The organism is Williamsoniiplasma lucivorax ATCC 49196, assembly GCF_000518285.1.
Classification (GTDB): domain Bacteria; phylum Bacillota_I; class Bacilli_A; order Mycoplasmatales; family Mycoplasmataceae; genus Williamsoniiplasma; species Williamsoniiplasma lucivorax.
Window position 1 is genome coordinate 13,958 of record NZ_JADH01000001.1, and the last position, 24,711, is coordinate 38,668.

21 protein-coding genes are annotated in these 24,711 nt (G+C 30.2%); 10 read left to right on the top strand and 11 right to left on the bottom strand.

Annotated elements, in window-relative coordinates; genetic code table 4:
* Positions 1–37: 37 nt before the first annotated feature.
* Together mtnN and P695_RS0100060 are read right to left on the bottom strand one after the other, a co-directional pair.
* Positions 38–706 (bottom strand): 5'-methylthioadenosine/S-adenosylhomocysteine nucleosidase, encoded by a 669-nt coding sequence (gene mtnN / locus P695_RS0100055; protein ID WP_028126309.1) that lies wholly within the window; start codon positions 704–706, stop codon positions 38–40.
* Complete coding sequence (locus P695_RS0100060) at positions 706–1,818, bottom strand: nicotinate-nucleotide adenylyltransferase (protein WP_035026018.1); 1,113 nt, start codon at positions 1,816–1,818, stop codon at positions 706–708. Before P695_RS0100060 ends, mtnN begins: the two co-directional genes overlap by 1 nt.
* 173 nt (positions 1,819–1,991) lie before the next feature.
* Here P695_RS0100060 and P695_RS0100065 point away from each other — a divergent pair, with 173 nt between their 5' ends.
* Both P695_RS0100065 and P695_RS0100070 read left to right on the top strand, forming a co-directional pair.
* Positions 1,992–3,809, top strand: a complete 1,818-nt coding sequence (locus P695_RS0100065) for an MAG1210 family protein (protein ID WP_028126311.1) — start codon at positions 1,992–1,994, stop codon at positions 3,807–3,809.
* Between the two features lie 36 nt (positions 3,810–3,845).
* Positions 3,846–4,526 carry a LemA family protein gene (locus P695_RS0100070; RefSeq protein WP_028126312.1) on the top strand — a complete coding sequence of 227 codons (681 nt, stop codon included), beginning with the start codon at positions 3,846–3,848 and terminating at the stop codon, positions 4,524–4,526.
* A 51-nt stretch (positions 4,527–4,577) separates the two neighbouring features.
* On the opposite strand, the gene P695_RS0100075 is transcribed toward P695_RS0100070, so the two are convergent.
* From P695_RS0100075 to P695_RS05145, 5 genes are all read right to left on the bottom strand, one after another.
* The gene (locus tag P695_RS0100075; RefSeq protein ID WP_028126313.1) at positions 4,578–5,168 is read right to left on the bottom strand and encodes a hypothetical protein; all 591 of its coding nucleotides are present in this window, start codon (positions 5,166–5,168) and stop codon (positions 4,578–4,580) included.
* Positions 5,169–5,197: 29 nt separating this feature from the next.
* Positions 5,198–5,716, bottom strand: coding sequence for an AtpZ/AtpI family protein (locus P695_RS0100080; protein WP_028126314.1), 519 nt, complete (start codon positions 5,714–5,716; stop codon positions 5,198–5,200).
* A gap of 70 nt (positions 5,717–5,786) precedes the next feature.
* Positions 5,787–6,650 (bottom strand): formylglycine-generating enzyme family protein, encoded by an 864-nt coding sequence (locus P695_RS0100085; protein WP_028126315.1) that lies wholly within the window; start codon positions 6,648–6,650, stop codon positions 5,787–5,789.
* A complete protein-coding gene (locus P695_RS0100090; protein ID WP_028126316.1) occupies positions 6,637–8,127 on the bottom strand; it encodes a sulfatase in 1,491 nt (496 codons plus the stop codon). Before P695_RS0100090 ends, P695_RS0100085 begins: the two co-directional genes overlap by 14 nt.
* Positions 8,128–8,526: 399 nt before the next feature.
* Positions 8,527–10,221 carry a DEAD/DEAH box helicase gene (locus P695_RS05145; RefSeq protein WP_051437246.1) on the bottom strand — a complete coding sequence of 565 codons (1,695 nt, stop codon included), beginning with the start codon at positions 10,219–10,221 and terminating at the stop codon, positions 8,527–8,529.
* Between the two features lie 175 nt (positions 10,222–10,396).
* Here P695_RS05145 and P695_RS05150 point away from each other — a divergent pair, with 175 nt between their 5' ends.
* The 5 genes from P695_RS05150 to P695_RS0100125 all read left to right on the top strand — a co-directional run bounded on the left by P695_RS05150 (position 10,397) and on the right by P695_RS0100125 (position 17,984).
* Positions 10,397–11,431, top strand: a complete 1,035-nt coding sequence (locus P695_RS05150) for an alpha/beta hydrolase (protein ID WP_051437248.1) — start codon at positions 10,397–10,399, stop codon at positions 11,429–11,431.
* 115 nt (positions 11,432–11,546) lie between these two features.
* Positions 11,547–13,943: a hypothetical protein gene (locus tag P695_RS0100110; protein ID WP_028126317.1), complete on the top strand. Its 2,397-nt coding sequence runs from the start codon at positions 11,547–11,549 to the stop codon at positions 13,941–13,943.
* 9 nt (positions 13,944–13,952) lie between these two features.
* On the top strand, positions 13,953–15,788 hold the full coding sequence (locus tag P695_RS0100115) for an ATP-binding cassette domain-containing protein (RefSeq protein ID WP_028126318.1): 1,836 nt from the start codon (positions 13,953–13,955) through the stop codon (positions 15,786–15,788).
* Positions 15,788–16,774 (top strand): carbohydrate ABC transporter permease, encoded by a 987-nt coding sequence (locus P695_RS0100120; RefSeq protein WP_028126319.1) that lies wholly within the window; start codon positions 15,788–15,790, stop codon positions 16,772–16,774. Before P695_RS0100115 ends, P695_RS0100120 begins: the two co-directional genes overlap by 1 nt.
* A gap of 7 nt (positions 16,775–16,781) precedes the next feature.
* The gene (locus P695_RS0100125; RefSeq protein ID WP_028126320.1) at positions 16,782–17,984 is read left to right on the top strand and encodes a carbohydrate ABC transporter permease; all 1,203 of its coding nucleotides are present in this window, start codon (positions 16,782–16,784) and stop codon (positions 17,982–17,984) included.
* A gap of 48 nt (positions 17,985–18,032) precedes the next feature.
* Here P695_RS0100125 and P695_RS0100130 read toward each other — a convergent pair whose 3' ends face one another.
* From P695_RS0100130 to rdgB, 3 genes are read right to left on the bottom strand one after another with little or no spacing between them, the layout of a single operon-like run.
* Entirely contained in the window at positions 18,033–18,908 is an 876-nt protein-coding gene (locus tag P695_RS0100130) for an HAD-IIB family hydrolase (protein ID WP_169728728.1), read from the bottom strand.
* Positions 18,887–19,426: a tRNA (cytidine(34)-2'-O)-methyltransferase gene (locus tag P695_RS0100135; protein WP_035026023.1), complete on the bottom strand. Its 540-nt coding sequence runs from the start codon at positions 19,424–19,426 to the stop codon at positions 18,887–18,889. Before P695_RS0100135 ends, P695_RS0100130 begins: the two co-directional genes overlap by 22 nt.
* On the bottom strand, positions 19,413–20,024 hold the full coding sequence (gene rdgB, locus P695_RS0100140; RefSeq protein ID WP_028126323.1) for an RdgB/HAM1 family non-canonical purine NTP pyrophosphatase: 612 nt from the start codon (positions 20,022–20,024) through the stop codon (positions 19,413–19,415). Before rdgB ends, P695_RS0100135 begins: the two co-directional genes overlap by 14 nt.
* A 329-nt stretch (positions 20,025–20,353) precedes the next feature.
* Between rdgB and P695_RS06250 the strand changes: the two genes are divergently transcribed.
* The 3 genes from P695_RS06250 to P695_RS0100155 all read left to right on the top strand — a co-directional run bounded on the left by P695_RS06250 (position 20,354) and on the right by P695_RS0100155 (position 24,012).
* A complete protein-coding gene (locus P695_RS06250) occupies positions 20,354–22,153 on the top strand; it encodes a BspA family leucine-rich repeat surface protein (RefSeq protein ID WP_051437249.1) in 1,800 nt (599 codons plus the stop codon).
* Positions 22,154–22,376: 223 nt separating this feature from the next.
* Positions 22,377–23,150, top strand: coding sequence for a phosphotransferase (locus P695_RS0100150; protein WP_028126324.1), 774 nt, complete (start codon positions 22,377–22,379; stop codon positions 23,148–23,150).
* Between the two features lie 109 nt (positions 23,151–23,259).
* Positions 23,260–24,012 carry a phosphotransferase gene (locus tag P695_RS0100155; protein ID WP_028126325.1) on the top strand — a complete coding sequence of 251 codons (753 nt, stop codon included), beginning with the start codon at positions 23,260–23,262 and terminating at the stop codon, positions 24,010–24,012.
* 179 nt (positions 24,013–24,191) lie between these two features.
* Here P695_RS0100155 and cdd read toward each other — a convergent pair whose 3' ends face one another.
* On the bottom strand, positions 24,192–24,695 hold the full coding sequence (gene cdd / locus P695_RS0100160; RefSeq protein WP_476756175.1) for a cytidine deaminase: 504 nt from the start codon (positions 24,693–24,695) through the stop codon (positions 24,192–24,194).
* Between the last annotated feature and the right edge of the window lie 16 nt (positions 24,696–24,711).

Below are 24,711 nucleotides of genomic sequence, written 5' to 3' on the forward strand. Positions count from 1 at the left end.
TTATAATATAAAAAATGTGCATTGTTTGCACATTTTTTTAAATGATTTCACTTAACTTTTTAGCTGCTTGTTTTAAGAATTCGTTAAACTCCAAACTTGATTCAGTTGGACTAATCACGTGATCACTAATAATTTTGATGCCAATAAAAGAAACCTTAAATAAATAAGCAACTTGCATATAACTAGCAACTTCCATTTCGACAATTTGACTTGGAAACGGAAGTTTACTAATGACTTCGTCAACAATTTGTTGATTATCGACAAAAACATCCATTGTTGCTGCATTAACTATTTTAAAGTCTTGGTGTGTTTGTTTAAATTGATGTATTTGTTGAGCTACAAGTGTTTGATCACTAGCAAAGTATTGCGGCATTCTTGGAACTTGTCCATGAACATAACCAAAACTGGTGACATTTGTTGTTGGATAGCTCGCTTTGTCAACAATCACAACTTCTCCTTGTTGTAAATTATGCTCAATTGCTCCACTAGTTCCTAAATTAATTACTTGTTCTACATTTTGATATTTAGTTAATAAATAAGTTAACCCACTCGCAGCATTAATTGTGCCAATACCAGTGATGCAAACAACTAATTGATGATCTAAACTTTTAAATTCTTCAAATCGAGAATTTTCAACTCGCGTTAATTGTTTTGTTTTAATCACTTGTTCTAGTTCTTCAAACATCGCTCCAACAATAATTTTCATTAATCTTTTTCTCCTTTAACAAAATAATTATAAGTATTGGTTAATAAAATCCCAATCGCATTTTGACCATGTTTTTCAACAGCTTGTTCATATTGCATTTTCACCAACTCCTTAAACCCTTGTTCTAAATCTTGAAAACAAAGTTCACGATATTGTTCCACGCCAGGATAATGACGTTCATCACTAATCTTATCTGCACAAAACACCACTTTATCTAACCAAGTCATATCAATGCTTCCGACTGTATGATTAAAAACAGCTTGAAGAATTTCTTGGTCTTTAATTAACCAATCTTTTTCTAAATGTAACATCCCAGTAAACGAATGTCAGATTGGTTTTGGTTCTTCAACTAAAAATGGTAGATAATGTTCTAAGTATCATAAATGTTTTTCTCAACTTCAACATTTAGCAATATCATGAAGTGTGCCAGCGACAAGTGCTTTTTGTTCATCAATTCCCCATTTAACAGCTAATTTTTGGGCCATTTTCCCCACATTAATGGAATGCAGATAACGTTCTGCATCCATTACACTAGCCAAGCGTTCTTGTAAGTATAAAAGGTGGGAATTAACATATTGGTTAATTTCTGGAATTTGTTGATTTAAATGTTGCAACTGACGAATGTCAGTTGAACTTAAATGATGATTATCAAAAGTAAACACTTCTAGCTGATATTTATCGACAATTGCTTTGTTGTAGTGATCTTCATCACGTAAAAAAACTTTAAATGGCATTAATTGGATTAACTCTGCAAAATTATTTCATGATTCAAGACTATCTAATTGGTCACTACCCATAATAAAAGCAAATTCAAAATCTGGGTAATGTTTAGTAATATACTTTAAAGTTTCATAAGTATATGTCGGACGATTATTCGTAATCTCATATTGGTTAATGCGAATAAAATCATATTTTTGTTCAATAATCCGCAACATGGCTAAACGGTCTTTAATTGTCGAGTGTTGTTCCACTTTAAAGGGGTTTAAGTAAGCGGGAATAAATCAAACTTCATCAAAACCAAGGTTTTGATGACAACTTTTGGCAATGTTGACATGATCAGTGTGGACGGGATCAAAACTCCCACCAAATAAGGCGATTTTCTTTTTGTTCATAAATATATTTTACCTTATATTTATTAAGTTCTCCTGACTTTAAAAGTCTTAACTCGACTCTAGGTGCAAGTGAGACTTATTTTGGGTTAATTTTGCGTGATTTTGCTTGGAAAACTTAATTTGGCAAATAATTTAATGATAAGATTAAATTAATTGTGTAAGGGGGAAAAACAATGTTTGAACCAGTTAAAAATTATTTGCAATACAAGCAACAACATCAAGAACTGATGGAAAAGAAATTAAATGAGTTTATTCAAATGAGTCAAATTGATGCTGCTCATAATCAAGATTTAATGCAACAAAAAACGAAAAAAGATGATGAACTAAACAATTTTAAAGGTGAGCTAAAAAAGGTTAAATTATTGAAAGCCTTAGTGATCATTGGTTTTGGTTTATTTTTTGGTTTAGCACTTTTATCAATTCTTTTTATTTTTGGAGTTGATACTGGAGTTGCGGATTTTGTTTGATGAATTTGTTTTAGTTTTGGTTTAATTATTGGGATTGGTTTATTAGTTTTACTTTTCACTAGAATAAAGCAAAGCAATGCTTTATGAACAAACAAAGTTAAAAAGAAAGAAGGCGAAATTGCCATTTTGATTGAAGAAGGTTGAGCGAGTTTAACTTCTTTAAACCAAATTTTACATTGAACAGAATTTAATCAAGAAATTGAACAAGTCATTCCTAATTTACAACTTGACCATTATTTAAGCCATCAAGTGATGGAAATGATGACTAAAACTTTTCAAACTAATTTGCCAGATTTTGATGATCGTTTTGCAATTGGTTTACAAAGTGGTTCAATTAATGGTAATCCATTAATCTGAATGAATGAACGAGTTCGTGGATGAGTTAACCATGTTTATACAGGGTCAATTGCTATTTCTTGAACTGAAACCGTGACTGTTAATGGTAAAAACGAAACTAGATCACGCAGTCAAACTTTAACAGCACACGTGGAAAAACCAAGACCAAATTATACTGAAGAAGCACGCTTAATTTTTGTTTGTGATTTAGCACCGAATTTACAGTTTTCACGTAAAATTGGTGAACCTTTACATGAAGATTGAAAAAAAGTTGAAAAAGAAGTGGAAAATGAATATCGTAAACTTGAAAAAAAGGCGCAAAAAGCCATTAAAAATGATCAAAGTTTTAATTTATTAAGCAATAAAGCTTTTGAAGTGTTATTTAATGCCACTAACCGTAATCATGAAATTGAATTCCGTGTGTTATTTACAGCACTAGCCCAAAGTCAAATGGTCGAACTTTTTAAATCAAAAGATATTGGTCTGGGTGATTATTTTAACTTTTCCAAAAGAGAAAAAGTTAATGAAATTCGTGCAGAAATACTGCAACAAATTAATCATTTTAATAATATTGATTTAAATCATTATGATTTAGCTTGAATCAAAACTAATTTACTAGCAGTTGCTAACAAGTATTTTGATTTACTTTATTTATCATTATTACCAATTTTAGTTATTCCTGGTTATCAAGATTATAAAACTCAAGAATTTATTTACGAAGCAAACGAAAACCAATCAGCCACAACTTCTTATTTAGAACAAGAATTAATTGCTTCTAATTTCATGCAAGCTCTTAAACACCCTAATTCAATCACTAAAAATATTTTAAAAACCACAGTTGAAGCTGTGCATCCCGATTATGATTTAATCAATGTTACAGCCCATGGTTTTGATGGGATTGAACATATTGAATATGTTAGTGTATATGGTCCGGATGGACGTTGACATCAAGTGCCTGTCCTATGAATTGAATATCGTCCAGTCGCACAAAGTAAAAAAATCATGATTCATAAAACTAAAAATTTAAAATCTTTTGCTGATTTTAAAAATGCTACTAATCATTTAAATGAGCGCGAATTAGGTTCTCATAATATGGTTTATAAAAAAGAAATTGCTGGTTTTTTAATCGATGATCCCGAAAATGAAGAAACTTTAATGCAAATTAAATCATTTTTTAATCAAGCATAAAAAAGTCTATAATATAACTATGACAAGGAGTAAACAATGGCAAATAAATTAGACGAAAAAGACACCAACCCCAGCAACATCAACAACGAAGGTCGTGATGTGCATGTGATTGATAAGACACTTAAAATAGAGATTGGTAAAGAAAGTAAATATTTTGAAATATTTTTATGAGTATTATTGATTATTCCTGGTTTAATCTTTTTAATGATGAAAGTTAGTGCTAAAAACTACTTCAATAAATTAGAACAAACTATCCAAACTGCAGCAAGTGAAATTGATAACTACTTAGAACAACGAGTAATTGTTTTAGAAAACGCCGCGACTTTAGTGAAAAAATCTGTTGATTTAGATAAAGACGTGATGAAAAGCATTGCTAAATACCGTTCTGGAATCAAAGACAACAATGGTGATGATTTAAGTCAAATCGCTAGTGATGTCGAAAACATTGCAACAAAATTAAACATCGCAATTGAAAATTATCCAGATTTAAAAGCGCATAATGTAATTGCTGATGCCATGCAAAAAAATGATTACTTACAACGTGAAATCACTGCTGCAAGAACTAATTACAATGATTATGTGAACCGTTGAAACAATGATATCCAAGTTTGACCAACTAAAAAAATTGTGGCCGCTAAACAAGGATATACAACCCGTATTCCATTTATTGCTTCAGCTGAAATCAAACAAAAAGCTAAACAAAATTTCTTTGAATAGAAAATATATTTAAAAAATCCAACACGATGTTGGATTTTTTAAAAACTATTTTTAAACACTTATTGAATGTAATGAAAAGTTTTTATTGTTATGTAAAGAATTAAGAATCAAAGTATCCATTTCATCTTTAGATTCAATGTCTGATGAGAGAAATTCAAAAAATTGTTTTCTGATTTTTTCATGCTTGTAAAAACTAATAATATATTGTAAAATAATTTCAATATTTTGAAGATTGCGAACATTAAAAATCAGTTCTATATTTTTTATTTGTTCTTTATGTTTTTTACTTTCATCTTTTGTTTTAAAAGGAACGAAATGATCAAAACCTGCATAATTAATCAAAACCTTATTATCATGAATTGAAATTAAATCTACTCCACTTTGTAAAAACATTATTTGTTGCAAAAATAATAGTTCTTGATGATTTGATTTGATATTTTGTTTCTTCATTTTTTCGATCATTTCTTTTATTAATGCACTATTTTCACTTACAAAGTCTTTATATTGAAGAAAAAAAACCATAATTAATTTAGTTAAAATTTTTTTTCATCTAGTTTCATTTTTTGCACTTTTTGAAGCTAATTCATCTGCAACTTGTTTTTTTAATTCATTATAACTATTTGAATATTGATTTGTTTTCATAGCAATCCCTCCTTACATTTATTTTATATTTATTTCTTCTTTTTTTTAATAAATTGTTTTGTTTTAATGCTATTATCCCTTTTTTTCTTTTGTAATTTTTTAACAGTTTTTAGTCCTTTAATATTTTTAATGTTTTGTAAATCATCACTTTTACCAAAAACATCAAATTTTTCAATAAAAGAATTTTCGGTTTGTAAAAAATTAGAAAATAATATGTTTTCTTCTTTTGTTGCTTGAATTATAGCATTCTCTTCCATTTTGGTTTGTAGCAAATTTTGAATAGACTTCAATATTTTATTATTAATTTCTGAAGATTCTTTTAATTCTTCAAGAATATTTTTAATTCCATTAGTTAATTCTAGATGTTCTTTTTTAAGTTGCTGATCAATCGCTTTCTCCAATGCTTTTATTTTTTCTTTGTTGTCATTTTCTTCTGCTATTTTCTTATTTAGTTTTTTATTAAGTCAATGACCAATTCAAAAAAGCAAAAATGTAGCAATTATTCCAACTATTGAAAATGCAACTTGTAAATAATCAGTCCAATTCATACATTTTTTCCTCAATTTCTAACTTTTTTAAAAAGTCTCTCTTTTTGATATTTTTCAAATTAAATAATTGTTATAAATCTTTAACCACCCTAAAACCAGTGTTGTTTGATGTTGTCTCACTAGTTGTACCATTTCTTGAATACACTTTATATCTTTGACAATGTGAATCATGACATAAAAATGAACCACCGCGTAAAGCATAAGTTTTATGCTTTTGCTTTTGATATAAATCAAGCATGGCAATGGGAGTTAATTGGTTAAAAACTTCGAATTCAATTCTGGCTGGGTTTAAACACCATTCTCAAACATTACCGACCATTTGGTATAAACCATAGCCATTAGGACGAAAGCTTTCAGCAGTTATCACTTCATTTTTAATGTTAGAATCGATTGACTCTAAATATGAAAACTCACCTTTTCAAATGTTGCATTGTCAATTATTATTTTCATCTAAAAAATCATTTCCCCAAGGATAAGTGCAATTATCTAATCCACCCCGAGCAGCACACTCTCATTCAGCTTCAGTTGGTAGTCTTCCCCCAAACCATTGGCAATATGCTAAAGCATCATCTCTTGAAACATGAACCACAGGATGATCTCATCGTCCATCTAAGTTACTCCCTTCACCTTCAGGTTGCATCCAATTGGCTTGTTGAACATCAAACCACCAACTCAATCCTTCAATATTTTTCTCTTTTGCTCATTGTTCCTTTTTTAAAGATTTAAAAAAGACAAAAGAACTTTTTTGTCTTTCAGCTTGGGTCACATATTTTGTTTGATCAACAAACGTTTTAAATTCTCGGTTGGTGACTGGGGTTGGAGAGATATAAAAGTCACCAACTTCCACTTCAACTTGTGGATATTCAAAATCATTTTTAAAACTGTTATCCTGAGGATTGCCCATGAAAAATTTATTGCCTTTAATTAAAACCATTATTCTTTAATCCTAATCTTTCATATTCTTCTTGAGGACATGCAATTGTTGCTAATTTAGCAACGAGTTTTTTAACCATTATTTCCTCAACTTTTGTCCCTTTTAAATTGTTTAATTGAGCAGGATCATTTTCCAGATCAAATAACAAATTACCAACTGCATATGAATCAACTCAATTAATTGGTAAATTAATTCTTAAAAGTTCCACACCATTGGAATATCTCGAACCATCAACTAGTTTCATGCCTTTTAATCATTCGATCGGAAAGAAGTTTCTCATGAAATTGAAATTTAAAGTGTATTGGACAAGTGGTAAATTATTTGGATGCACACTTGCTCGCATATAAATGAATCGACCATCAAAAATGCCAACATGACCTCCATTGACCCCAAATAGAATTTCTTCATGATTTTTCATCTTACTTGCTAAAATTTTAAAAATTGATTTGCCATCACGGTCTTCTTGATCATTTAAATTAAAATGATCAAGAATAGTTAAGGGGATATCGATAGTTTGTGCTACTTCAGTAATTCTTTGGCCAGCTAATGTTTGGAATTGGGGGACATGTAGGAAAAATGGGGTATGGATAATTTCATCATAACCAGGGAAAAAAGTTTTCCCAACAAAATCATGTTCACCTAATCCAAACCCATGATCAGTATTAATGATTAACATGGTGTCTGCTCATAAATTATGTTGATCAAATAAATCGATAATTTTCTTTAAATGGTGATCAACCATCGAAATTAAAGCCGCATATTCTTTTCTCATAACATCAAGATCAGCTTTGTTCGCTTGATAATCAAGTTTTTGATAATAAGGATAATTCGGGCTATCTTTAGTTGGCGCTAACCCATAAAACTCACGGTATTTTTGAGGCACTAAAAATGGTTCATGTGGGTCAAAAGATTCAATTTGTAAAAACCAATTATCTTCATCTTTATATTGTTCAATAAATTCCACTCCCGCTTGAAAAGTTTTAGCTGATGAATAATCTTCTTCTTTGATTTGGTGACCACGATTGGCAAAGCTATATTCTGTTCATGACCCATGTTGATTTAATGGATTTTGGTTATCATTTAATACTTGTTGTTTTAAGGGAATTCAGCGGTCATTTTCTTGACCACGAAAACTTTGAAAAGTATCATAACGAGTGTGATAAGTTGCTCCTCCATCTTCTCAATAGTGAAAGTGGTCTGTCACTAAATGAGTATAAATTTTATTTTTCTTTAAGATTTCAAAAATGGATTGGTCAAAAACTTCTAGTTGTCCTCAACCACGATGTAAGAAATTATATTTCCCTGTGTGCAATTCTCTTCTTGCTGGCATACATGGCATACTCCCAACATAAAAATTATCAAAAGTTAGCATTTTTTCTGATAACTTTTGAAATGTTGGTGCTTGCACCCATTCATTGCCATAATTTGGTAAAAATTTTCTGGTTAATGTATCAAACATGATCATTACAGCTTTCATAACTAGTCTCCTATCTCTTTATTGTTTAAAGCAATTTTAGCAAAACACTAGCACAAGGATAGAGTTTTGCATTTTAATTTTCTCATTGAATGAGAATTAAAAAATGTAAGTTTGAGAATTAAAAATTGGTTTTAAAAGTTGAAAATGATTTTTTAGGTTTCTACGCTTTAGATTTTCAAAATCTGAAAGTGTCACAAATTATATGATTTGGATCATGATGCATTAGAAATCAATAATTTAATTAATGACCCTAATTTTCTAGAAGATATTCATTGATTTAAAAATAAGATTTTAAATTGATTAGTTGCAACTGGTGATTATGTCCCAAATCGCAAAGATAAAGGATAACAAAAAAGGAACATCGATTGTTCCTTTTTTGTTGAAAATATTTATATAATCCTAAACTTCTTTTCTTCTGAATTTTCTTTCAGTTGAAGCAAATTTATCATTACCTTTTTCACGATTTCAAGTACTCTTGGTTTTTGTATCTTGGAAACGAGATTTCTTAGCATCTCTTGGTTTGCCACTACTATCTTTTCCTCAACTATTGTTTTCACGAGTAGCAGGTTTTTTATCACCTCATGAATTAGATCTTGAACTGCTTCCAAAACTTGATTTACCTTCAAAGTTTCTTCTGCCTTCACCACTTGGTTTACCTTCAAAGTTTCTTCTACCTTCACCACTTGGTTTACCTTCAAAGTTTCTTCTGCCTTCAAAGCTTGAGTTTTCACCAAAACTTCTTCTACCTTCTGAATTTGAATTTCTGTTTCTGTCATTTCTTGAACCAGATTTTGCATTACCATCAAAACTTCTTCTACCTTCAAAACTTGAACTTCTACTTCTATCGTTTCGTGAACCAGATCTTGAATTACCATTTCTGTCACCTCTTGAACTAGATCTTGTGTTCCCTTCAAAACTTCTTCTTGGACGGAAACGCTCGTTTCTTTCCACAGGTTCTTTTTCTTTTGATTTAACTAATCCTAAATCATCAATTAATTCTTCACTAATTTCTAAGTTAAAGTTTTTCACAATGTATTCTAATTGTTTTAATAGTTTTTGACTATTAACAAAAGTGATTGTTGAACCAGTGGCGTTATTTCTTCCTGTTCTTCCGATACGGTGGACAAAGTATTCATCATCAACTGGAACTTCAAAATTAATTACATAATCAATGTCATCAATATGAATTCCACGTGCCACCACATCAGTCGCAATTAAAGCTTTAAATTTTCCTTCTTTAAATTCACGAATTACTCTTGTACGTTGTGATTGTTTTTTATCACCATTGATCACTTCGTTTTTAATGCCAGCATGTTGTAAAACTTTAGCAATTTTTGAAGTGTTGGCACGAGTATTTGTAAAAACAATAAATCTTTTCATTTGGTGTTTTTCAATCAATTTGACCATCACATCTTCTTTAGTATAACCTTTAGTAATAATGTAAGTGTTATCAATGTTTTGGTTCACTTCGATTTGGTTTTCAATTTCAATCAATTCGTAATCAATCATATATTTTTTGGCAATTTCTAAAACTTTTGGTGAAGTTGTTGCTGAATATAAACCGATTTGCACTTTGTTTTGAACACCTCTAAAAACAGCATCAATATCATTTTTAAAGCCTAATTTTAACATTTCATCAGCTTCATCCAAAATAATCGTTTTAATTTGGTCTAATTTTAAAGTTTTACGATTAATGTGGTCATTAATTCTTCCTGGTGTTCCAACGATAATTTGTGAATTTTTTAATTTCTTAATTTGATCATTCATACGCGCACCTCCGATTAATGGTGCGATAGAAATATTTTCCATCATTGAACTAAATTTACGAATTTGGTCTAAAATTTGTAATGCTAATTCTCTTGTTGGGGCTAAAATAATTGCTTGGGCATGTTTATTTTTAATATCAATTTTATGTAAAATTGGTAGGGCAAAACTTGCAGTTTTACCAGTTCCTGTACTTGATTTACCAAACAGGTTTTTGTCATCCATAAACACAGGAATTCCTTGTTGTTGGATTTGGGTTGGTTTGTCAAACCCACTTTTATCGAGTGCTCTCAATATTGATGGGTTTAATCCTAGATTTTTAAAAGTCATTTTTCTCCTTTTCTATATATGAGATAAAATAACTTCTAAATCATAAACTTTCTAAATGATACCACAACTTCATCAATTTCTAACTAAGAATTTCATTATTTTTTAATCTATCGAATCAGAAAAGATCATTAAAAACAAGTTAAAATATCAATAGCAGTAATAAGGAGGAATTTTTATGGCTCAAGAAAGCAAAAAATATCAATACAATTGAAAAACTGTTTTATGAACAATCCTGTTCTTTCCTGTGGTTTGGTGAAAATCAAAGCAAGTGTTTAAAGAGCACAAGTTTTATAAATATACTTTTCCACGCAGTGGGGAATGAAAAGAAGCACGGGGAATTTCTGACCCAATTCCGATGGCTGCCAACACTTATGAGTACCATCTTTGAGATTTACAAAGAAAAAATTTATCATTAGTCACTTTTACCCCAGAACAAATTACCGAATTTATTTTACCAGGTAAATTTGGGGGCATTTCTTGTGTCCAAGCGATTAATCCAGCTAGTGACAAATGAGTCATTGGATTACATGGTTGAACCCAGAATAAATATGCTGCTTTACGTTATATGTATTATTTTTATGAACAAGGTTATAACATTTTAACTTTTGATGCTTATGGTCATGGGTTAAGTTATGGAGAGTTTCATGATTCTGGTTATTCAACAATTCCAATGCTTGATGATCTTGTTGCCTATTTGCTACAAGATCATCAAGCTCAAGTGATTGGTTTGATTGGTTTAAGTATGGGAGCAACCAGTGCTATCCTTTATTCACAAATTGGTCAGCATAAAGCTGGCATTACTTGAATTATTGAAGATTGTGCTCCAAGTCATTTCACAATTCAAAACCGTTGGTCTTTACAACAAAAATATCAACAACCTTGATGGTTAATCACTTTTAGATTGACCGCAAAATTAAGTAAAATTACGCAAACACCTTTAAAAGATTATGATTTAAACAAAAGAATGTCTTTCAATGCTCAAACACCAATCTTTTTTATCCACATGCTTGAAGATACCTGAGTCCCAGTTTGAATGGGTAAAGAAATGTATGCTGAAAAAATTAAATTTGAAACTCAACCAAATTGAAGTGAGTTGTGAACACCTAGTGGTTCTGAACATTGTTATTACAGCATCGATCATAAACAAGACTATGTTGATCGTACTTTGGGATTTATCCACAAAATTGAACAAGAAAATGCTAAAAAATAATGTCTTTGGGCATTATTTTTTTAATTTCAAGCAAAACAACCAACATCATTTAAAAATAAAATATAATAACTTTTGAGTACTTTGAATACTCTATGCAATAAACAAAAGGAGAAAAATGTTTAGCAAATTTATATTAAAAAGAATGGTTGTCCCAGTTTTTTTAATCGTAATTATTTTAGGTGGTTTTGGAGCAACTTTAGCAGTGATGCTGCGTGATACATCTGATAAAAATGTTATTTTACAATTAGATGCCAATGTGATGAAAGCAACTCACGAATCTCCCCAAAGATTAAAAAAACAAGTTGAAAAATTCAACGAATGAAATAAAAAACAAGCCAACTATGAGGGCATTGATGCGGAATTAGTTTTTACTAGTGAAAATAATTTAGATAATAAAATCTATCGTGATATTGAATTGCCAAGTTTATATATTTCTTATTCTAATACACCAGTTAAATATGAAAAAACTTTACCAAAAGCTAAAGGTAGTCAAACTGTTGTTGATGTTGGTCAAGTTTTGAATTGAAATCAGGACTATTTAACAGAGAAATTAAGCGATCCTAAGTTTGATCACGAAATGATTAAAAGTTGAGCTAGTCAAGCTAATCAAAACGTTAATGATTTTATTAGTAGTGGTGATGACAAAATGAGTTTGGACCAATTAATGGGTTATGACATTCCAAACAACCCAGCACAAAATTCACCAATCCCGACATCACTAGCAGAACAACCTCATCTAAACAAAGAACTTAACTACTATAATCACTTTGCTCCATTTCATGATGTCGTTGTTGAAGGTGGTTTGTTTAATAACAAATTATATGCTGCCCCTTGAGAATTCTCAATGAATATTGGTTATTTAAATACTAAAATTATTTCTGAATTTTATTATGTTTTAACTGGAAAATTATTTGATCAAACAATGTTTCCCATGAGTGAGTTTTTCATTCCACCACTAAGTCCAGAAGAAGATTTAATTGATGTGTCTGGTTACACCAAACAAGTGCGTGATTTAAGAACTGGCCAAGAAAAAACAATTTTTGATGATGCCAAATATCTTAAGTGAAGGCAAGAATGAAACAAAACTCAGCAAATTCAAGAGCAATATCAAGCAATTCATTCAAAAATTGCACCAGTTGCTAATACCAAAATGCGAAATATTACAGTTTTATCAGCAAACAATAAATGAAAACAAGAGCCTTTTAAAGAGCGAACAATTCAATCTCTTGTGGAAGAATTATTTGCTGGAATTAACAAAGAAACACCTAATCCAAGAGCAAATAGTGCTTCGAATCTGCGAAAACAAAAAAATATGCTTAGAAATATTTTTACTGATGTTGATAATGTGGAATTATTTACTTACATTTATAGTCAAATCGGCAAAAATATCTTACCTGTTGATACAACTGATAAAAATTTAATGCAACATATGTATTACTACAATAACTTCTATAGTTTTGGGTGAGATTTTTTACCAGACTTTTTCAATGCTAATGCTTTGTCAGTCGGAGAAAGTTTATTGCATTATCAAAATGATGATCCCAAAACAGTTTATCTTGATAAAAAATCACAAGGTTTATTAAATGGCTTGCAGTTATACCAAACTGCCAGAAAAATCAGTGAATTTAATGGTACTTCACATGGTGGAAAAGGTGGGCATCCAGGAACTATTTTTGGCGCAGCTGGTGGTTATGGGTCATCATATTTTGGTAAAGGAAGTATGATGGGTTATTCAGTCACTAGTGCAGCTTCTGATTACTTAGTACAATCTGTTGGTTATCAAGGAGCTGTGACAAACAAAAATAATAAGCCATATTTTTCAAGAAGGTATTTAACAACTTATGTCCATTATGATGATGTGATTTTACATGGGTCAGTTGCTAAAGAAGATACAGCTGGTAAAAACAACACCAATCCTGACAATCCCTTAAATAGTTCATCAATTTATCGTGGCCAAAGAATTGGAATGTTCAAGCAAAAAAGTGTCAAGAAAAATCGTGTGGCTGCTAAGTTATTAAATTATCTCCTTACCCCAGCGATTCAGAGTGAATCTTTAATGGGTTCTGCTTACTTACCAGTCAATAAGTTTGCTTACAATTTAGATGCTGGTGATAGATTAGGTATTTTCAAACATGATTGATTAGATGGAACATCAAATCCCTTAGACCCTAAACCAATTTATTGAAAACAATGACCAAAAGATGGTTCTCGCCAAATTAATAAATTAATCTATGAAACTTATATTGGTGGTAACATTGATGGCCAAATTATTACACCAACAATGAGTGTTGTTGCTAGTCCAATTTCCCCTTTTGGAGAAATCACTACTGGTGGTGGCATCATTGACAAGTACATGAGTAAATTTTATGGAACAACCACATCAAATGATTGGGATCTGGATACCAAACAGTTATTAGGACATTTCTGAACTGAAATGACTCCCCAATTGCAAAGTAGTATTGAAGCTATTTTTGGAGTTGATGCAAAATGAAAAGAATGAGAGAAAAAATAGGAGCACAAGATGAGTATAAAAATTAAAAATATGGTGATTGATTATGGTGATGCTGTTGCTGTTAAAAACTTAAACATGGTTGTTGAACAAGGAGAATTAGTTTCTTTACTTGGACCATCTGGTTGTGGTAAAACTACAACTTTAAATGCGATTGCTGGTTTATTGCAGCTTTCCAAAGGACAAATTATCTTTAATGACATTGATGTCACTAATCTTCCACCCCAAAAACGTCATATTGGTTTTGTTTTTCAAAACTATGCACTTTATCCACATTTAAATGTTTTTGAAAATATTGCTTTACCATTAAAAGAAAGTAAAACTTTTGCTGACAATCTTCAATTGCATAATTTAAATATCAAATTAAATTTAGCAGTCATGAAAAAGCATGGTACTAGTCTTGCTAAAGATGCTTTGTTTAATGGACTGGATGTGTTGTATAACAAATATTTAACTTTTTATCATGATGGTTTTACAAAAATTTATGCACAATATGATGCAATATTTAAAGAAGATTTAAGTAATTATATTGCTGATGTTTATAACCGTGAACAATTTAAATATCTTGGTTCAAGATGTTTTGTGATGAACCAAAATGAATATGAATTATTTAAAGCTGGTCAAATGCTGGGAGCATATGAGTTTTTTAGCCAACTTTTTGAAGAATGTTCACAACTTACAACTGATGAAACTGGTCAATTTTTACTTAAAAATTGACAACAAAAATTAGTTTGAAATTATGGAGCAAAAACTCAAGCAAAAATCTCAGAATGTGAAAAAATCATTAAAACCCAACGTTTAGAAATGAAAAAAGAAATTAAAACATTGTTGAAAACAAACCAGGAGAATGATATCCCCGATCCTTTTGATTTGAATTGGGACAATTTAAAAATCCATTTTATGATTGAACAAGATAAGTTATTTAAAACAATTAAAAAACAAATGCATGATGATCTTGAGTTTCAAAAAATTGTTGAGGCTTACAAAACTAACATGGAACAAAATCTGCAAATGTCACAAGCAGAATTTGAACAAAAAATTTTAAAGCAAAAAGCACAATTGAAAAAACTGAAAGATGAAATCAAAAAAGAAGTTGAAACAATTGCCCAAAAAGTACAAATTGAAACACATTTGAAGAAAAAAGTCAGCCAATTATCTGGAGGGCAACAACAACGTGTTGCAATTGCTCGGGCTGTGATTAAAAAACCAACTGTGCTACTTTTAGATGAACCTTTTTCTAATCTTGATGCCAATCTTAGAGTTTCGACTCGTCAATGGATTAAAATGTTTCAAAAAGAAACTAATATTACAACGATTTTTGTAACTCATGACCAAGAAGAAGCGATGAGTATTTCTGATAAAGTTTTCATTATGCATAATGGAATTATTCAACAACAAGGTGATTCACCAATGCAAGTTTATAATCAACCTGCTAATAAATTTGTTGCAGAATTTATTGGTAATCCATCAATGAACTTTTTTCATCAAGCAACAATCAATAGTTCCAATGAAGTGGTTTTACATGGTCATAAACTTGGTAAATTAACTAAGAAAATTCCTAATAAAGATGTCATTATTGGCATTCGTCCTGAACACACCATTATTGTTGGGATGCAAGAATTTACTCCAGCTAGTGCAAATGATTTTGATGGTAAAGTGATGTTAACTGAACAATTAGGAAAATATAATTATTTAAAATTATTTGCCCATGACGAAGAAATTGCTACTGTTTATGACACATCAATTTCTTCGCCTCAAATTAGTCAAGAAGTGAAGTTTAATTTCTTAAAAGGTAAAGTTTATGTTTTTGATGCTCATGGTGAACAAGCATTATTGGAGGTCATTTAATGAACAATTTAAATAACCGTAAAAAACAAAATTTTAACTTAAAATTTGCCAACTTAAACCAAAAATGAGCAACTAAAAACCATCGCAGTCCAAAGCGATTTGATAAATTTTATACCCAAGCTATTTGGGTGATTCCGGGAATGCTCTTTATTACTATCTTTATTTTTATTGCACTTTTTTTTGTAATTCAAAATGCTGTTAATGGAGCAACTAATCAAAGTGAATTTCAATTTACCTTCTGAAACTTCAAAGTGATTTTTAGTGATCAAACATTTACCAAGGCTTTATCCAATACCTTTTTATTTGCTTTAATTGCTATTCCAATTGGTTTAGTTTTATCAGTTGCCATTGCTCGTTGTTTATCAATGCTATTAAACCAACGTTTCTTTTCCTTTATGCAAGGGCTCTTTTTCTTGCCCTATGTAACTAGTACTTTAGCGATTTCCTTATCATTCGCTGTCATGTTTAGTGGTGCTAAAACTGGGATTATGAATTCAATAATTAGTCTATTTGGGGCTGATCCAGTTGCTTGATTAGCCAATCCTAAAACTGCTTTTGCTGTTGTCATTTTCAATGGGATTTGAATTATGTTACCATTTCAAATCATTATGTTAACAACTGGTTTTATGCGTATTGATCGTCAATATTATGCTGCTGCAAGTATTGATGGGATGAGTAAATTGAGACAATTTTGAAAAATTACTCTCCCTCAACTGACACCAACTTTAATGTATTTAATCACTATGATTTTCATTTGATCATTTCAATATGTACCAATGGGACTTTTTGAAAATGAAACCAAAGCAGAAGCTGTCAATGCTCAAACTATTGTTTTTTGAATTTATGAACGCATTACTGGACAAGGGTCAAAAATTATTTCTTATTCCAAAGCTGGGGCGGCTTCATTAATCTTAATGTTCATTATTTTAATCATTACAATTATTAATCGTGTCATCTCAAATAAATTGTGAAAGAAATTTAGTTAGGAGTTATATGAATAAACAAGAATACAAAATTGCAAAACAACAAATTATTGCCAAGCATAAAAATTTAACTCAACAAGTTGGAGAAACTTTGTCATTTATGGAGAAGAAAAAACTTTTGTGAGATGAGATTCATCGCTTAGATGAGCAACGTTATTGAGCTAGCAAAGAAAATCTGCAAAAATCACTTGCCACTTTTTTCAAATGCTTGTTCTTGCTTTTCATTTTAAAAATGAAAAGCAAGCATTTCGCTAATTGATGATTTACAAGAAAAAATCGTCAACAAGCAACTTTCACTAATAAAATGGCTGGGGAAAAATTTTGACAAATGCTTGGGGGAAGAATTACCCGCGCCATCTTTTTAGGAGTTATGGCACTCGTTTTTATCTTTCCGTTTTTCTGAATGATTTCCATGTCTTTCCGTAGTTTTGAAGAAGTCCAAAATGGGATTACTGGTGGGTTTGAATTACTCCCAGGTCAATGAAGTTTAGAAGCTTATAAATTTTTATTTACTGGGGGGAGAAATGGAACTGCTCCTTCCATTGTGAATGCCATTGGAGTTTCCTTATTAGTGGCAGTAATTTCCACAATCACCCAAATTTTTGTTTCTTTAGTTGGTGGATATGGTTTAAGTCGGATTAATTCCCGTTGAAAAGAATTAATCATTATCGTTTTATTAGCAACCTTAATGATTCCTGGAGAAGCATTAATGGTTGGGCAATTTATTGTTGCTAGTCACTTGAATTTAGAAAATTCAACCCTAGCTTTAATCATTCCTTTTATTGGGAATGCCTTTACTATTTTCTTATTTAAAAATGCTTTTGATTCAATTCCGCCAAGTGTTGAATCTTCAGCCAAAATTGATGGGATGAACCGTTGAAGATTTTTTATTAAAATTGCCATTCCTTATATTAAAGGCATAATTATCACTTGTTGTTTAATTGCTTTCATCTCATCATGAAATTCTATTTTATGACCAACAATGATTATTAAACAAGATTCTAAATGAATTACAATGCCGATGATTTTATGACAAATTGTCACTTCATCAGCAACCACAGGCGATATTTGAGATGTCAATGGCTCATTAGATCCACAAAATTTAAAAATGGCAGCCGCCATTGTTTCAACAATTCCAATGTTCCTTGTTTTTATTTTTAGTAAGAAATATTTAGTCCGTGGAATTGTTTCTTCGAAAGGAATTAAAGGTTAACAAACTTAAAAAGACAATTCTTGGGAATTGTCTTTTTAAAATCATCATTTATTCTTTAGCTTTAATCATGCGTTCTAGTTCTAAGCCAACACCATTCTCACTCATTGGTTCAATGACTTTAAAAGCCACTTGTTTTAAAGCTTCAACAGCATTCCCAACAGCAATTCCCTGTTCAACTTGACTAATCATTTCTAGATCATTGTAATTATCACCAAAAGTGATAATTTTCTTATAATCTGTCTTGACAATTTCTGCTCATTTTTGCATCCCGAAAAGTTTATTCACCCCAATTGCAGTCACATTATAAAGATGTGGTAATGATTGGACATTTTGCGTTAATTTAGCATATTTGGTAAAAAGTTTTTGAATGGAAGTTTCTTGTTGACCACTAGTTCTTAAAATGAATTCCACAACTGCAAATTGTTCTGAAGCAATGGCTGCACGTAATTCTGCATTATTAGCAAAAAGAATAATGTCTCAGCGATATTTCTTTTTAACTTTTTTTTGATATGTGACTCAAGTTTTAATTCTTTGGTTATGAATTGTGGTGAGCATTTGGGTTGGTGAATAAACAGTCACTTCCAAGCCAAGTTTAATTGCATCATCAAAAAATTTTAAAGCTAAAGCATTTTTAATGCTTTCAGCAAACAAAACTTGTTTTAACTTTAAATCCATCACAACAGCTCCATTACAAGCAACAATTGGTAATTGGACATTTAATTCATGAGCTAATTTTAAATTAGCTAAAGGATGTCTACCAGTGATTAAGCCAAAACGATAACCACTCATTCTTTGGTATTTTTTAATTGCTTTTTGGGTCTCTTTAGCCAGTTCAAGATTACTCCCAACAAGTGTCCCATCACAATCACTTAAACAATATTCATAAGGTTGATCAAATAGCATTATTTTTCTTTTCCTTTTCATGCGCCGCTTAGTAAATAATCACGGCCTTTTTGAGTTTCAAACTTCGATAAATTTAAATAATCTCATTGTCTTAAAACTTCATAACTAGCAATGCCCACACTGTTTGCAATGTTGATACTGCGAGCAGCTTCAACCATAGGAATTCTAAAAATCGTCTCAATGTGATCAATTAAAATTTGTTTGGGAATGCCAGTTGATTCTTTGCCAAACATTAAATAAACTTCTTCATCTAAGTTTTGAAAATTAAAATCACTAATTGGAGCTTGTCCATATCTAGTTAAACAAAACAATTTTTGGTGAGGATGTTTGGTAAGAAAATCATTTCAATCATCATATCTAATAACGTCAACAAATTGATGCTCGTTGGCACTTGGGCGTGCTAAATGGCGATCATCATAAATAAAACCTAGCGGTTCAATAATATGTAAACGCGCATCAATTGCGACACAAGTCCGCATAATTGCTCCGACATTTTGAGCGATTTCTGGTTCATATAAAACAATGTTAATTTTTCTCATTATGACCTCCTAAATAAGCTTTTAATTTTTGACTAGCAATTTGACGAGAAGAATACTTATTCTTCTCGTCAGCTCCCATTTCTGAATAAGTTAATCCACTTCCATTGGGAATAAAGGTTAAATCATAGCCAAAACCATTACCAGTGATTTTTACTTCGCGACTAATTTTTCCTGGCACAATCCCTGTAAAAGTTTTAATAATCTGATGTTTGACATCGACAATGGCAATCACACTAACCATTTGTGCATTTCAATTGCTTTGATCAGTTTCTTTATTAATTTTATCAATCAACATTTGGTTAATTTGCACTCAATCAGTTGTCGGATATGCTCAACGTTTGGAATAAATCCCTGGGAAATTATTAAGCGCTTCAATCTCAATTCCACTATCATCAGCAATCACAACACCATTCACAAATGCTGAAAGTGCTCGTGCTTTTTCAATCGCGTTATCAACAAAAGTTAAGCCAGTTTCTTCTGGTTCTTGATAATCTGGTAAATCATTGAGTGTTTTTATTTGATAGTTAGCAAGAAAAACACTAAATTCAGTGACTTTATCTTGATTAGAGGTAGCAATTCAAATTTTTTGTTTATTCATACTTATTATTTTATAGGTAAATAAGGGTTGAGTTAAAATAATTTCTTCAAGATTGATGCATTTTTGACTTTTAAGTTTTAGATAAACTCAAAAGTCAAAAAGATAAGCATAAAATTTGATGTTGGTTGTTTTTTAACTTCTCAAACAAAAGTTTTGGTTTTTTTAATAAATGACTTTACAAAGAAAAAGAATAATGTATTTTTATTTGTGGGTTAACATTTCTTTACCATTTAAAAGTGAATAATTTTACTAAAATAAACAGCATTTTTCTTTTTTTGAATGAAACATTAACTAAATAATAATAAAAATGCAAAGGAATAATTAAAAAAATGAAAAAATTATTATCAATCTTAACGATTATGGGCGCGACACTTGTTGGTGGTTCAATGGCTCTCAATGTCATTGCTTGTAATAAAGACACAAAATTACAAACAAGAACTATTGTTCAAAAAGGTAAAACAATCATCCAACAACCAGCTCATTTAACAAGTTTATCTAACAAAGTTTTAGAAGCTCAACAACAAAAACAAGGGAGTAAAACTGCAAAAGCTTTTGCAGTTTTACAAAAAGCAATTCAAAAAGCTGAACGTCTAATTAAAAAAGGATTAGCTGTTAATCAACAAATAATTATTGATGCCATGGAAGCAAGCTTAGGTTTAGCAATGACCACTTTTGATCAGTCAGAAGAAGCATGTTTTGAAAGTTTGAGAAATAAAATTAAAGATGCTCATGCATTATGAGATTCAGCGATTGGACAAAGAAGAGATTCAGAGCCAAGAGATGCTTTTAAAACAGCAATTGATAATGCTCAACAATTAGTCACCGCAGAAAATGCACGCGAGGCAAATGAAGGACTAATTACTTTACAAAATGCAATCAAAACATTTAATGCAGGAATGAATTTAAAATTAATTTCAGATGTTATTACAGACAATCTAAGGGATTTAAGAACTATCGTCAAAAACGATGGAGAAAGCGACAAACAAGCAATTGTTCGTACTTTACAAAAAATGGTACGCATCGGAGAAGTTATTGATCCAACAGAATTTGATTTTGTCGGTACCGAATTTGGTTTAACTTTAACTGCAAGTGCATTTTCAGAAAAATTATTTGGTTCAGTTGATGTTACTTTAACCAATACAGTTTATCAAGATGTCAATACTCAAGATCATAAAATTGCCGAAGGTTCAGCTCCTGCTGGAACAACTGAAATTATTCATATTGGGTGAGATAAATATTTTCAAGCTCACCAAATGCCAACCACTGTAGAAAAAGTTCCCAACTCCATTAATCCAAAAATTACTAGACTAAGTGGTTTATTTTGAAAGGCGAGTGCTTTCAACCAAGATCTTTCACAATGAGATACTTCACAAGTCACTGATATGAGTGCTTTATTTATGAATGCCTTTTTATTTAATCAAGATCTTGCCAACTGAGATACTTCACAAGTAACTAATATGAATTCAATGTTTTTGGATGCCCGAGCATTTAACCAAAACCTTGGTAAATGAGATACATCAAAAGTAACTAATATGGGTAGCATGTTCAAAGATACTTGAGTATTTAATCAAGATCTTGCCAATTGAGATACTGCAGAAGTGACTGATATGAGCTTAATGTTTCTTGATGCTCGAACATTTAACCAAGACATTTCTAACTGAAATGTTGGTAAAGTGACAAGTATGTATGGAATGTTTTGTAATGCTCATGCTTTTAATCAGGATTTATCAAATTGAGATACATCAAGTGTGGCAAATATGTGTGGAATGTTTATGGATGCCCGAACATTTAATCAAGATATTTCTAGCTGAGATACTTCAAGAGTAACTAATATGGGGGATATGTTTCATAATGCTCATGCATTTAATCAAGATTTATCAAATTGAGATACTTCAAGAGTAACTAATATGGCAGGAATGTTTTGTAATGCTCAAGCATTTAATCAAAATCTTGCCAATTGAGATACATCAAAAGTAGTGCGTATGCTTTTTATGTTTTCCCAAGCAGCTGCCTTTAATCAAGATATTTCAAGATGGGATGTATCATCAGTTTTAAATCATGAAAGGTTTGATGAATATACCCATGATGAATGAGCAATTAATAAAAAACCAACTTTTATTTCAAAATAACTGCATTTAATTAGTGGAAAACATTTTTATGACATTCAAAAATTCTTAACCAAATGTTAAGAATTTTTGGTTTTAAAAAACCAAAATAACAAAACCAAATAACAGTCTTCACCAATGTAATTTAATTAAAAGGCACATTTTAGTCGATCATTACACCTATTTTTATTGTTAATTAAAAGCTCATTCAAAGCATAGTAAAGTTATTTTATTGTAAAATCAAAGTATGAAAAAGATTAAATTAGAAGGATTAACAAATGAAACTTTTGTTATTAAAAATAAAGTAGTCAAAAAATCTAGTGCACCCATAGATTATTTTCTTGATCGTCAAAATGAAAATAATTTTTACCAACAATCACAAAATTTATCTTTTATTTTAACCCCAACTAAAATTGTAAAGAAAAAGAATCGTTGAGTTTCTAAAATGCATTATTACCCAAATACTAAAACCTTATCGATTAAAAGAATTAATTCTGAAAAAATGAAAACTATTATTAGTCTCATTGAAGAATTACATTTGCAAAAATATGATCTTAAAGTTTTCAATCCACAAACATTTTTAAAATTATTTACAAGTAAAGTTGGAGTCATTGAGCAACTCAAACCTTGAACTAAAAAAATTAATTTAATCATTAAAAATTATTATGCTATGTCTACTCCAGTTGTCAGTCATAATGATTTAATTCCAGAAAACTTTTTAATTAAAGATGGAAACATCTTTTTAATTGATTTTGAATATGTGAGTTTGAATCATTACTTGTTTGACTATGCTAGTTTTATCAATGATTCATTAACTGGTACTAAAAGACAAGAATTTGTGGAGTTATTAAATTTAACTCACCAAGAATTAGTTAAATTAAAACAATTAATGCAATATCAAGATTATTTGTGAGCTCATTGAGCAAAATATATGTATCATGAAACTAAACAAAAAATCTATTGAAAATTAATGAAGAACAAAATTGAACAATTAATTAGTGCTTTATTTTGGTCAGAATAAAATATGATGACTAAATTTTCATATAAAAAAAGATTTAATGATTAGTGATTTTGTTGATGAGAAGAAGTTGAAGCAAACAAATAAAACTATCATGTTGTAAAATTATTATATGTATCAAATAAAACCAAGTGGATTAACTAATAAGATTATTGTTAAAAAAAAGAAATTCATTAAAAAATCCAATCGCCAAGTGGATTATTTTCTTGATCGTCAAAATGAAAACCATTTTTACCAACAAGTCCAGAATGTAGTTTTTATTTTAGTTCCAACTAAAATAATTAAAAAGTGAAATTATTGAATTTCCCAAATGCCTTATTATCCAAATACCAAAACCTTAGACATTCAAACCTTAAATGAGCAAGGCATGGAAAAAGTAATCGACTTAATTAAACAATTGCATGCTCAAAAACTTGACCTAAAACTTTTCGATCCGCAAGCTTTTCTTGAATTATTTACTAATAAAGTTGGGGTAATTGAACAATTAAAACCATGAACAGCAAAAATCGATGCGATTATCAAAAACTATTATGATGATGTTTCTCCGGTGGTTAGTCATAATGATTTAATTCCAGAAAACTTCTTAATTAAAGATCAACAGATGTATTTAATCGATTTTGAATATGTAAGTTTAAACCATTATTTATTTGATTATGCTAGTTTCATGACTGAATCATTAAAAAAAGAGCAAAATCCCACTTTTTTAAAATTGTTGAATTTAAATAATCAAGAATTAATTAAATTAACAGAATTAATGCAATACCAAAATTATCTTTGGGCTCATTGAGCTAAATATATGTATCAAAATTCTAAAAATGAAATATTTTTAGCAATTATGGAAAATAAAATTGCCCGTTTAAATTAAATCCCAAAAATAAAGGTTGATTTTTGGGCTTTAATAATAAAAAAACTCCCTTTCGGGAGTACACATCGAAAGGATGTATCCATTATGAATACAAACTAATTTAATTAATTATTTAGTACATATACTGGTAAATAAAGCATATGTACCAATTAAATTATCTATCTTTTTTGAACAAAAAACTAGACTTTTGTTAAATTATTTTGTTCAAAAGCATATGGGAGAAAATCTTTAACCATAAATTCACCTTGATAACCTTTTTGACTATAAATTCACACTAGTTGGTTAGGGTTTAATAATTCAATCATCACCTGGCGACAAACCCCACAAGGTGAGCCGAAATCAGTGGCATCTGTATAAATTGCCACTAATTCAACGTCTTGTTTAGTGTAATCTTGAACAATCAATTGTGGTAAAGCGACCCTCTCAGCACAAATACTTGGTGAATAAGCAGCATTTTCTACATTTACTCCCGAAATTTGTTGGCCATTTTTTAAATATAAAATACAACTCACGCGAAAATGAGAATATGGGGAATATGATTTTTTTGCTAGCTTAGTTAAATCTGTGAAAACTTTTTCTTTATTTAGGTTATTATTAATTTTGAAATTCATATTTATATTATAATGATTTTGTATGAAAAATGAAAAAAATGAAGCAAAACAAATATTTAATTTGGCTTGCAATAATGAACTAAACAGA